Source organism: Zunongwangia endophytica, assembly GCF_030409505.1.
Lineage (GTDB): Bacteria > Bacteroidota > Bacteroidia > Flavobacteriales > Flavobacteriaceae > Zunongwangia > Zunongwangia endophytica.
In genome coordinates, this window is the sequence record NZ_JAUFPZ010000002.1 from 2,826,267 (window position 1) to 2,838,244 (window position 11,978).

The 11,978-nt window shown below is 37.3% G+C and carries 10 protein-coding genes; 5 read left to right on the plus strand and 5 right to left on the minus strand.

The genetic code is table 11. The annotated features are described in order from the left end of the window. The first annotated feature begins 5 nt into the window (after positions 1–5). The 5 genes from panD to QWY91_RS12320 are packed head-to-tail and all read left to right on the plus strand — an operon-like array spanning position 6 to position 5,069. Positions 6–356 carry an aspartate 1-decarboxylase gene (gene panD, locus QWY91_RS12300; RefSeq protein ID WP_290235542.1) on the plus strand — a complete coding sequence of 117 codons (351 nt, stop codon included), beginning with the start codon at positions 6–8 and terminating at the stop codon, positions 354–356. Between the two features lie 11 nt (positions 357–367). Continuing rightward, positions 368–1,333, plus strand: a complete 966-nt coding sequence (locus QWY91_RS12305) for a lysylphosphatidylglycerol synthase transmembrane domain-containing protein (RefSeq protein WP_290235544.1) — start codon at positions 368–370, stop codon at positions 1,331–1,333. A 33-nt stretch (positions 1,334–1,366) separates the two neighbouring features. Next, complete coding sequence (locus QWY91_RS12310; protein WP_290235545.1) at positions 1,367–2,512, plus strand: alpha/beta hydrolase; 1,146 nt, start codon at positions 1,367–1,369, stop codon at positions 2,510–2,512. Between the two features lie 17 nt (positions 2,513–2,529). Then, positions 2,530–3,894 carry a DNA repair protein RadA gene (gene radA / locus QWY91_RS12315; RefSeq protein WP_290235547.1) on the plus strand — a complete coding sequence of 455 codons (1,365 nt, stop codon included), beginning with the start codon at positions 2,530–2,532 and terminating at the stop codon, positions 3,892–3,894. 50 nt (positions 3,895–3,944) lie between these two features. Further along, positions 3,945–5,069, plus strand: a complete 1,125-nt coding sequence (locus tag QWY91_RS12320) for a M23 family metallopeptidase (protein WP_290235548.1) — start codon at positions 3,945–3,947, stop codon at positions 5,067–5,069. A gap of 123 nt (positions 5,070–5,192) precedes the next feature. Here QWY91_RS12320 and QWY91_RS12325 read toward each other — a convergent pair whose 3' ends face one another. The 5 genes from QWY91_RS12325 to QWY91_RS12345 form a co-directional block, all read right to left on the minus strand. After that, on the minus strand, positions 5,193–6,230 hold the full coding sequence (locus tag QWY91_RS12325) for an NADP(H)-dependent aldo-keto reductase (RefSeq protein ID WP_290235550.1): 1,038 nt from the start codon (positions 6,228–6,230) through the stop codon (positions 5,193–5,195). A gap of 106 nt (positions 6,231–6,336) precedes the next feature. Next, positions 6,337–7,287, minus strand: a complete 951-nt coding sequence (locus QWY91_RS12330; protein ID WP_290235552.1) for an OmpA/MotB family protein — start codon at positions 7,285–7,287, stop codon at positions 6,337–6,339. A 13-nt stretch (positions 7,288–7,300) separates the two neighbouring features. Continuing rightward, positions 7,301–8,065 carry an exodeoxyribonuclease III gene (locus QWY91_RS12335; RefSeq protein WP_290235555.1) on the minus strand — a complete coding sequence of 255 codons (765 nt, stop codon included), beginning with the start codon at positions 8,063–8,065 and terminating at the stop codon, positions 7,301–7,303. Positions 8,066–8,132: 67 nt separating this feature from the next. Continuing rightward, positions 8,133–11,096 carry a GEVED domain-containing protein gene (locus QWY91_RS12340; RefSeq protein WP_290235556.1) on the minus strand — a complete coding sequence of 988 codons (2,964 nt, stop codon included), beginning with the start codon at positions 11,094–11,096 and terminating at the stop codon, positions 8,133–8,135. 154 nt (positions 11,097–11,250) lie between these two features. Beyond that, a complete protein-coding gene (locus QWY91_RS12345) occupies positions 11,251–11,940 on the minus strand; it encodes a zinc metallopeptidase (RefSeq protein WP_290235557.1) in 690 nt (229 codons plus the stop codon). Positions 11,941–11,978 lie beyond the last annotated feature (38 nt).

Genomic DNA, 11,978 nt, shown 5'->3' on the forward strand with positions numbered 1-11,978 from the left:
AAATCATGCAAGTTCACGTAGTAAAATCTAAAATTCATCGTGTAAAAGTAACCGGCGCCGATCTAAATTATATTGGCAGCATCACCATAGATGAGGATCTAATGGATGCAGCAAATATTATTGAAGGTGAAAAAGTTCAAATTGTAAATAATAACAATGGCGAGCGTTTAGAGACTTATGCTATCCCGGGACCAAGAAATTCTGGCGAAATCACCTTAAATGGTGCTGCAGCAAGAAAAGTGGCTAAAGGAGATGTGCTAATTTTAATCTGCTATGCCTTAATGGATTTCGAAGAAGCTAAAGCTTTTAAGCCGGCTATTGTTTTCCCTAACGAAGAAAATAATCTGCTTAACTAAAAATAACTTTTTTGAATAGTAAGATTAAAAATATACTAAAAACAATAATCCCCCTTTTGCTGGGGATTTTTTTAATTTGGTATAGCTATAACAGCGCCACACCGGCAGAGCGCGCCGAGCTGATTCTCAATATCAAAAAAGCTGATCCATTTTGGGTCATTCTCTCTTTAGTTTTAGGAACTTTAGCGCATCTTTCCAGGGCTTATCGATGGAAGTTTATGCTCGAACCTTTAGGATATAAGCCTAAACTTAGAAATAGCTTTATGGCTGTTATGGCGGGATATCTTGCTAATCTGGGCATTCCAAGATCAGGAGAATTTTTAAGAGCTGCGACTCTAAAAACGTACGAAGAGATCCCTGTAGAAAAAGGCTTTGGAACAATTATATCAGAGCGTCTAGCAGATCTTGTTATTCTAATGGCTATAATTTCTCTTGCGGTTATTTTACAAACCGATCATGTCCTCAGCTACTTTTCAGAAAATGATATTAATCCCATATTTACCATAGGCATCTTTGTTGTACTTGTGATTTTGGGAACTATTACTCTTATTCTAATTAAAAAATCTAAGCTTCCTATTCTTAGAAAGATAAAGAACTTTGCCAAAGGCATTCTCGAGGGTATGCGCAGTATACTTAACATGCGTCAAAAATGGGCATTTATTTTTCATACGTTGTTTATCTGGACAATGTATGTGATGATGTTTTACGTTGCTACTTTTGCAATCCCTGAAACTAGCGAGGTTGGCTTTAGTGCAATTTTAGCCGCATTCGTGGTTGGCTCTTTTGCGATCTCAGTAACCAATGGCGGCATAGGAGTATATCCTATTGCTATTGGCGGAGTCTTAACACTTTTTAGTATATCTAAGCAAGGCGGGGAAGCATTTGGCTGGGTAGTTTGGGCATCCCAAACGCTTTTAAACCTTGTCCTTGGTGGACTTTCATTTATTTTCTTGCCGATCCTAAACAGAAGGAAATAATTATATATATTGAAGTCCGCTAAATAAACACCTATGATAAAAAATCTACTTCTAGCAGTAGTCATTATCTTCCCATGGATGATTTCTGCTCAAACTACCTACGAAACAGTATCTTCAGATAAGCTTGGCACAAGTCGGGAAATTAAAATCCAATTACCCAGAAACTACGAAGCTAATAAGGAAAAATTATACCCTGTAATGTTAGTTCTGGATGGTGATTATTTATTTGAGCCTGTAGCAGGCATGATCGATTTCTATTCCTACTGGGAAGACGCTCCAGAAATGATCGTAGTTGGCGTTAATCAAAATAAAAGCAGGGAAGCCGATTCTTATTATGATGAAGAGCGTTACTTGCCAAGTGAAGAAGGAGCTGCTTTTTTTGAATTCTTAGGTATGGAACTCATGAAAAGTATTGCTGAAAATTATCGTGTTGCGCCTTTTCATGTGATTGTTGGGCACGATCTTACTGCCAATTTCATGAATTACTATCTTTTAAAAGACAATCCAATATTTGATGCTTATATAAATCTAAGCCCAGATTATGCGCCTAAAATGACAGTAAGATTAAATGAAGTTTTTCAAAAAACTGAAAAAAGGATTTGGTATTATCTCGCTACGGGATCAGATGATATTCCGCAGTTACAGGAATCTATTATAACATTTGATGGTTTACTGAAAGATCTCAATAACACGCAAATTGAATATGATTTTGATAACTTCGAAAATTCAACACATTATTCTTTAGTAGGTAAAGCAATTCCTGCAGCTATAGATAATATATTCGAAATCTATCGCCCTATTTCTCAAAAAGAATATCAAACTAAATTGCTTCAAACCAGTATTAGCCTATCAGAATATTTAGAAGACAAATACAGCACTATAAACGAGCTTTTTGGTTTAGAAAAGCAAATTCGCCTTAATGACTTTTTAGCTATAAATCAGGCTATAGAGAAAACGAGACGTTGGGACGATTTTAAAGGCTTAAGCAAATTGGCTGCCGATCATTATCCTAACACAATGCTAGCTACTTATTTTGAAGCAAGGTGGGAAGAAGAAACTGGTAACCCGCAACGCGCTATAAAGACCTATCAAAAAGCCTACAGCCAAAAGCCTATTTCATTTCTTACGACAGATTTTATGCTGGAAAGAGCCAATGAAATTAAAAAAGCCAATCGTTAATAATTATCTTTGCAGCTATGGCGAAGGTAAAAACAGCTTATTATTGTCAAAACTGCGGCGCGCAATACGCTAAATGGCAGGGACGATGTAATTCTTGCGGAGATTGGAATACTATTGTAGAAGAGGTAATTGAAAAACCAGACAAAAAAGACTGGAAAACCTCAGCAAAGACCGAGAAAAAAAGAGCGGCTAAACCTCTACGTCTTAACGAAATTGAAACTGCTCCCGAATATCGTTGGAAAACCGGAAATACAGAATTAGATCGTGTATTAGGTGGCGGCTTGGTTCCAGGCTCGCTAACTCTTCTTGGCGGAGAACCGGGAATAGGAAAAAGTACGCTATTATTACAAATTTCGCTTAGTTTCCCTTACAAAGTACTATACGTTTCAGGAGAGGAAAGTCAGCAGCAAATAAAAATGCGGGCAGAGCGTATCGATCCAAATTCGACAAATTGCTATATTCTTACTGAAACAAAAACACAAAGTATATTTAGGCAAATTGAAGAAGTCTCTCCAGAAGTTGTCATTATCGATTCCATCCAAACTATACACAGTGATTACATCGAAAGCGCTCCCGGAAGTATTTCTCAAATTCGAGAATGTACGGCAGAATTAATAAAATTCGCTAAAGAAAGTAATGTTCCCGTAATTCTTATTGGGCATATCACTAAAGAAGGTAGCATTGCCGGCCCAAAAGTATTAGAACACATGGTAGATACGGTACTTCAGTTCGAAGGAGATCGTAATCATGTATACCGAATTTTACGTGCTAATAAAAACCGCTTCGGAAGCACACACGAACTAGGCATCTACGAAATGCAAGGCAGCGGACTTCGAGAAGTTTCTAACCCTTCAGAAATTTTAATTAGTAAACATCAAGACGATTTAAGTGGTACCGCAATAGCTTCCACCTTAGAAGGGATGCGGCCTTTAATGATCGAGATACAGGCTTTGGTGAGTTCCGCGGTTTATGGGACACCGCAACGTTCTGCAACCGGTTATAATGTTAAGCGTTTAAATATGTTATTAGCGGTTTTAGAAAAACGTGCTGGTTTTCGATTAGGCGCAAAAGATGTTTTTCTGAATATTACTGGCGGAATTAGCGTAGATGATCCCGCAATTGATCTTGCTGTTGTCGCGGCTATTCTCTCGTCTAACGAAGATATTGCTATTGAAAAAGATATTTGTTTTGCTGCTGAAGTTGGTTTAGCCGGAGAAATACGCCCCGTAACTCGTGCCGACCAAAGAATTCTTGAAGCTGAAAAACTAGGTTTTGCCAAAATTATGATCTCCACGCAAAGCAAACTCCCTAAATCTGATTATGCGATTAAGGTAATACGTGTTTCAAAAATTGAAGATGTAGTAGGCCATTTATTTGAATAAATATGGCACAGTTACTGCACCTATTCAACTGAAAAAGAAAAAATTAGACGTTGAAGCATTTTCTATATTATTTATTAACAATTGCAGTTTTTGCCTCGTGCTCGCGATTAAATAAAGCAACCGACTTTATTACCAATCCCAGCGCAAAGGAAATTTATAAAAGAGATTATAATATTTCAGATGAGTTATTTGCAATCTGGGAACAACAACACGAGTTAGGATTAAAAGACAGCGTAAAAATCGAACTTCCTTATGGCGAAAATGGTCATTTTATGCCTAAATCTTTTCCGGTTTATGCCTACGAGCTCGATTTAAACACTGGAGAAATTTTTGATTTTGAAATTTTCACTGACTCTTTAGAAGATCTGGTTTTTATTGATTTCTATAAAATTTCAGAAGACAGCATTCAGCATTTTAAAAAAATTGAGAGTGCTGAAATTGATCAAAAATTATTTCAGTATGAAATTAAATCCTCTGGACGTTACAAAATAGTGATTCAACCCGCTATAGAAAATCAATCAGATTTCGTATTCAAATTCAATAAAAAACCTGCTTATTTTTTTCCGGTAGCAGATGGTAAAAACAGGAATATCCAGAGTTATTGGGGCGCTACTCGCGACGGAGGTGCCAGAAGTCATGAAGGTATTGATATTTTTGCCGATCGCGGTACTCCTGCAATCGCCGCAACAAATGGAAGAATTGGTTTTACCGGCGAAAAAGGTTTAGGAGGTAAACAGGTTTGGCTTCGTGATACTAAAAGAGGACAATCGCTGTATTACGCGCACTTGGATAGCATTTCAGTTGCCTCTGGAAACGTAAAAGCAGGTGATACTCTTGGATTTGTAGGAAATACCGGAAATGCAAGAACTACGCCGCCACACTTACATTTTGGAATCTATAAGCGCGGAGCAATAAATCCGCTTCATTTTGTACAACAATCAGAATCTTTTAAACCGAAAATCGAAGAATTCAGTAAAAAATCAACCAATCTGATTATTAATAGTAGTATTGCGAATCTTAGAGATAAGCCCACTACTTCGAAATCTCAAATCTTAGGACAAGGAAAAAACAAAGATACGCTTCAGCTTTTAGGCAAAACAGGAGAATGGTTTCATGTTCGACCTAAAAACAAAAGCGCATCTTTTATACATCAAAGTTTAGTTGCTCCGTTATAATTCCAGCCTACAGCTGTTAGCTATCAGCCCTCGGCTATTAAAAAACTTCTTAGAAATATCGAATCTTAATTCATGTTTCGTAATGATTCTTATATCTAAAAGCGAAGCGATCTAATGTCTAACTTACGGTGCCGGATTTGGATATTTTTCGTGTACTTTTTCGATATCTTCTAAAACTTCCTTGGAAAGCTCCAAATTAATACTTGCGATATTTTCTTTAAGCTGCTCCATTTTAGTAGCGCCAATGATATTACTAGTCACAAAAGGCTGCTGATTTACAAAAGCTAAAGACATTTGCGCCATAGACAATTCGTGTTTCACAGCAACTTCTTTATAAGCTTTGGTTGCTTTTACTGCTACTTCTCCGGAATATCTACCGTACTGCGGAAACAAACTTAATCTTGTATTTTCAGCAATACCATTTATATGTTTTCCAGAAAGCGTTCCCATCCCTAATGGAGAATAAGGCAATAAACCAACATTTTCACGATGCAATACTTCAGTAAGACCTACTTCGTCTTTTCGATTCAATAAACTATATGGATTTTGAACGGTGATCATTTTCGGTAAATCATGAAGTCGACTTTCTTCTAGAAACCGACTTAACCCGTAAGCTGTTTCATTCGATAAACCAACATGACGAATTTTACCCGCTTTCACTTGCTCCTGAAGATTCTCCAGTACTTCTTTAAAATTATCATTCCATTCTTCATCTTCCTTGTGCGTATAGCCTAGCTTTCCGAAGAAATTAGTATTTCGCTCTGGCCAATGTAATTGATAAAGATCTAAATAATCGGTATTTAAACGTTGCAAACTCTTATCGATAGCATCATTAACAGCTACTTTGTTAAATCCCATATTTTCTCTTACGTGAGATACCATATCTGCCGGACCTGCTATTTTAGAAGTCAAAACAATATCTTTTCTTCTTTCCGTCTTTTTTAGCCAGCTACCGATAATCTTCTCTGTGCTTCCTTGAGTTTCTGGTTTTGCTGGTACCGAGTACATCTCGGCCGTATCCATAAAGTTCACACCTTGATCTAGCGCATAATCGATCTGCTCGTGACCTTCAGCTTCTGTATTTTGTTCTCCCCAGGTCATTGTGCCTAGACAAATCTTACTAACTTTTATATCTGTACCGGGTAGTGTGGTATATTTCATAGCTTTTTAATTTAAAATTCTTACTTCTTCAAACAAAGGTGAAAAAAGAAATGCCCTTCTGAAAACTTCAAAAGGACATTTCAATTTAATTAACTTTAGTCCGAATTTACTCTACTTCATTTAAAAGTTTTGTAACCTCATCCAACTTCGGCGTTAATATTACTTCTATTCTTCTATTCTTTGCTTTTCCTTCCGCAGTATCATTCGATGCCACTGGCGCATATTCACCTCGACCTGCTGCAGTTAAATTTTGCGGATCTATTGAATTATTTTCTCTCAAAATCTGAACAATTGCTGTTGCCCTCTTAGTAGAAAGGTCCCAGTTATCTTTTAAAGCTCCGTTACCTCCATAAGGCACATTATCGGTATGCCCTTCGATTAACACACTAATATCTGGATTTTGAGCAAGTACATTCCCCAATTGGTTAACCGCTTTACGACCATCTGTATTTACCGCCCAACTACCAGAACTAAATAGTAATTTATTCTCCATAGACACATAAACTTTACCGTCCCTTTGCTCTACGGTAAGCCCTTTACCTTCAAAATCGGTAAGTGCTTTGGACACCGCTTCTTTAAGGGCGTTCATTTTTGCATCTTTTGCAGCGATAAGCCCTTCCAGTTCATTGATTCTTTGGGAACGTGCCTGCAAATCTTTTTGTAATTTCTCTAGTCTTGCCTGTTCTGCTGCTAAGGTTTTTTCTTTATCCTCTAACTGCGATAATAAGTCTCTGTTTTGCCTAGAATTTTCAGCAATAGCCTGAGAGGAATTCTTCTCTAAAGCATCGTAAGAGCTTTTTAGATTATCGTAATTACTTTGCAAACTCGCCAACTGATCTTTTAATTGATCACGTTCAGAAGTTAGCGTTTGATGCTCCGATTTTAACTCGGCAAGTTCTTCATCTACCCCTTCAAGACGACCAACTTCACTTTTTAGTTCGCGATTTTCTCGCTTAAGATCGGCATGGCGACTTTCAAGATCTTTATAAACTTTAGAGGAAACACAAGAGGTTAGCATTAAAGTGCTTCCTGCAATAGCTAATATGGTTTTTTTCATTTTTTTTGGATTTTTATCTTTCAAGCTCTACTAATATAGGACAATGATCACTATGATGAGCTTCTGGTAATATAACGGCACGTTTCAATTTTTCTTGTAATGGTTCTGCAACTAAATTATAATCGATTCTCCATCCTTTATTATTTGCCCGTGCATTGGCGCGATAACTCCACCAGGAATATTGATCTGGCTCGGTATTAAAATGTCGGAAACTATCAATAAATCCGCTTTTCATAAAATTATCGATCCATTCTCGTTCTACCGGAAGAAATCCCGATGTATTTTTTAAACGTACCGGATCGTGAATATCTATCGCTTCATGACAGATATTATAATCTCCGCAAATAATTAGATTAGGAACTACTTGTTTGAGATCGTTAATATAATTCTGAAAATCGGCCATAAACTGAAGCTTAAATTCTAGTCTATTAATGTTGGTTCCTGATGGCAGGTATAAGCTCATTACCGAGCAATGATCAAAATCGGCTCGAATATTACGGCCCTCAAAATCCATATAATCGATCCCGGTCCCATATTCTATATGATTAGGTTCGATTTTACTTAAAATAGCAACGCCGCTATAGCCTTTTTTCTGCGCCGGATACCAATATTGGTAAGGATAACCAGCTTCTGTAAATTCCTCTAAATTTAATTGATCGGGATTTGCTTTAATTTCCTGCAAGCATATCACATCTGGATTTGCCTGTTGTATCCAATCCAGAAATCCTTTTCTAACTGCTGCCCTAATTCCGTTTACGTTATATGAAATAATTTTCATGAAGTTCGATTTTGGGCAAAAATAACCTTCTTAATAGTTATTACAATAAACTCTCTATTATTCCCTTCTATTTCACAATAAATCGTTTCACTTTTCCCACTTTTCTTGTACCTATACGCACCAAATAAACACCACGTGCCGCATAAGACATATCAAGGTCATAGACATATCCATCTTGGCTATTTTCAACCTTATTTTCTAGCATTTTTTGGCCAAGCACATTGTGTACTGTAATTCGCAGTGGCTCGTTATAACTGGTTTCTAAAACGACGCGATATTGATCATTATTTTCATCTAACACTAACAACTCGGCTTCATTCAGAATAAAATCCTCGATATCTAAATCAGAATCAATAATATTTACTGAATAATCGTGTGTTGTACCATACTCCATTACACTGCAAGGACTATTTAGATCTCCATCATAACTGGTATCCCCAGCTCGTATTCTTAACAAATGCTGCCCTAGAGGTGCATCTTCAGGAAGACTAAAATCATAAGAATAAGAAGTACTTGGATTTAAAAGTGGTATATCAGTAAAAATGCGCTCATCTGACTCGAAAGATCCGTTATCATCTAAGTCTATCCACATAGAAAATTTTTCTTCCTCTTCATCTGCATCGAAAAAAGTTTGAACCGTAAGCGTGTAATTATTTTGGGCACGATCAAGATTTGTTGAAAAACCGATATAATCGTTATAACCATCGCTACAAGGAATTCTTTCATTTAAAATATCACCAAGCTGAAAGTAGGAAATTCCGTCGCCAAAAGAACAATTTGAACCTTCGGGTATACAGTTTAAACTTGCTACAGAAATTTGCTCAGTATCATTCGTTGGATCGAAATCATCTTCTAATGCAGTCCCCGAACTAATACGATAACGCCCATTACCAGAAAGATCAGTAGTTTGTTGAAAGCTAAAAACTGCTTTTTCGCCAACAGGAATGCTTCCAGGATAAATTTCTTCTATGCGATTGTTATTTCCTTTCTGAAACCATATTGGGATATTGCTTTGTTCTTCTCCCCCAAAATTCTCTATAGTTACCGTAATTCTTTCGCTATTCCCTAGATTTTCTCGGGTCACAGGGGCATTGATATCGGTAACCCCAACATCTTTTGGGGGCAAATTCCGTATAAATCTTGTGATAGTATCATTTTCTGAATTTTGATCTCCTTCTAAACTTGTTCTTGCAAAAACCTCGTAACGCCTACCTGTTTCAGAAAAATCTGCGGTTTCTGAGAACGTAAATTCTTTTGAAGAAGAACCTTCAATTCTATCGCTAAAAATTTCTGTTACGGTTTGCCCGTTAAGCGTATAACTAACAGGAATATCAGATTGTGAATTGGCTCCAAAATTCCTCAAGGTCACCGTTATTCTTTCATTTTCCCCAAGGCTCGCATCGATTGGTGCAGAAATTTCAGTAATTCCAACATCGGCAGTTACATCTGGCGCCAGCTTAAATTTAGCAATTCTATTAATTCGGTTATTGCCTTCAAAGTATTCAGCATTATGCCAAAATGTTAAACCATCAAGCGGATCTACAGTGAGATGCGCATAATCTCCATATCTTGTACTAGGATTAGGACTATTACCTTCTACAATACTTTGCTCCTCTAGCGTCATTATCCCCAATTGGTCACCACTATATCTTCCGGTATATCTTATGGAAGGAAAGATAGGCGTGGCTGGACTATCATCTAAAATAGTAAAACCTAAACCGATATTACCCTGATCATCAATACCGATACTTCCGCTAAAACGATCGCTTTTATCGGGTGCATAAGTGCCTTCCTGGTAAACGCTCCATTCACCACTGTCATTATATTGTCGCAATTCGTACCATCTTATCCCTGCGTGTTCTGCCTGGGTAGGGTCTACATCTACCACGAAATTCATTACTACTGAATTATGATCGACAAATCTTCGGTACTGCGTCATGTACATCATTGTTGCCTGCAAAGCATCAATATCAGGACCGTTACCTGGCTGCGCCAGATTGCTAAAGGAACCTCCATCGAAAGTGGCTGTAAATGGTGAAACACCGCTGGCTGAACCTAATTCCTGAGATTCTTCGATAGTTGAATTAGACAAATCTTCCCAATCTACATTAACCAACCAGATTTTTAAATGATCCTCTGGCACTCCCGCCCATGCATCATCCTGAAGATAAATTATTGGAGCATTCCCTCTAGGCGGCATGTTATCGCCCATAGCATTAAAACCTGCCGGACTATAAAATCCGTTTGTTTCTATCCCAGGTAAAGGAAAAGACACAAATTGCGCTGTTTCGCCAACAAGCATTTTATCGCGTTCCATCACATAGATTACCTGACTTTCGTCTGCTGTATTAGAACTTTTGTTAGTGGTTATATAATATCCATCACTCCAGACTGAAATTTTAGGATAATCGGGCAGCACATCATTTGTAGAAAATCGATACGTATACCAGCCATCATTAACTGGATCTGGACCTTTGGAAACAGCAATTAAAAAACTATCGGGAGTATCGCTAAACTGACTTATTAAAAATCGATCGGCAAATTGATCGTAGACAACAATGGGATCTCCTAATGTTTCACCTTCAAATTCACCTCCAATACTAGCCAAAGAAGCCGGCTGCATAAGAATATTGCCTTCTTTATCGTATATCGAAAAAGCAGAATTCCATGCATTTAAATAATGATTTAGACCAGCTACCCCGGTAGGATCCGATGGTGTAGAACGCGTTGTCACACCATCAAAAGACAAAGATGGTAACCTAGAAGGCACTGCTCCTTTTTTGCTTTGCAAAGCAGGATCAATTCCTTTTGGATATCCTTTACCAGGAATTACTTTATTAATCCCGCGATTTCTAGGATTATATAATTTGTGCTCATCTTTTGGAGGCACCAATCGACTTTCTGAGATTGATGATGAAAAAATTGCTTGTGCAGAATCCCGAAAAACGGGTTTTGCTATATCCTTTTGCGCAAAAGAATTGATTTGAAAATAGAAGCAAAATAGAAGTAGTAAATAGAAATTCTTGTTCATTCGGGCATTTTAAATCTTCGCAGACTGTCTCAAAATTAAATAATTAAAGCCTTAAAATTGCTAATAATTTAATTCAATTCAGAAAATACGTTATAAAATGAAAAAAGCAGGTGCAATTTTTCACCTGCTTTTCGCCTAAATTGTATCCTGAAAGTTAATCTCTGGAACCCATAAAAATCCCGATAAAATATAATAAAGTCGCTAAAGATCCAAGCGCAGCAACTACATACGTTCTTGCCGCCCATTTTAGAGAATCCTTTGCTGCATCATGCTCATTACTGGTCAACATATTTTCAGTCTCCAACCAGGCTAAAGCTCTGTTACTTGCATCATACTCTACTGGGAGTGTTATAAAACTAAACAAAGTCCCTAGTCCAAAAAGTACAATCCCAATAAAGAATATAGTTGGTCCCATGGTGCTGGTATAAAGCAACACCAAACCTGCTAATATCACCCATTGCGATAAATTAGAAGCCACACTAACTACCGGAACCAGCGCACTTCGCATTTTTAACCAGCCATACGCATTTGCATGCTGCACTGCATGCCCACATTCATGTGCTGCTACGGCAGCTGCTGCTGCATTTCGCTGTGAATATACGCCCTCGCTAAGATTAACTGTATTTTTGCTGGGATTGTAATGGTCTGATAACATACCCGGAGTAGAGACTACTTTCACATCAGTAATCCCGTTATCACGTAACATTTTTTCAGCAATCTCTTTACCACTCATTCCATTTTGCAATTGCATTTTGGAATATTTCTTAAACTTACTTTTAAGTTTATTACTTACGTACAGGCTCACGATAAACATGATTCCTGCTATTAAATAATATCCAATCATTTTAAATTCTTTTTCAAATAACTTCAAATTACTAATAA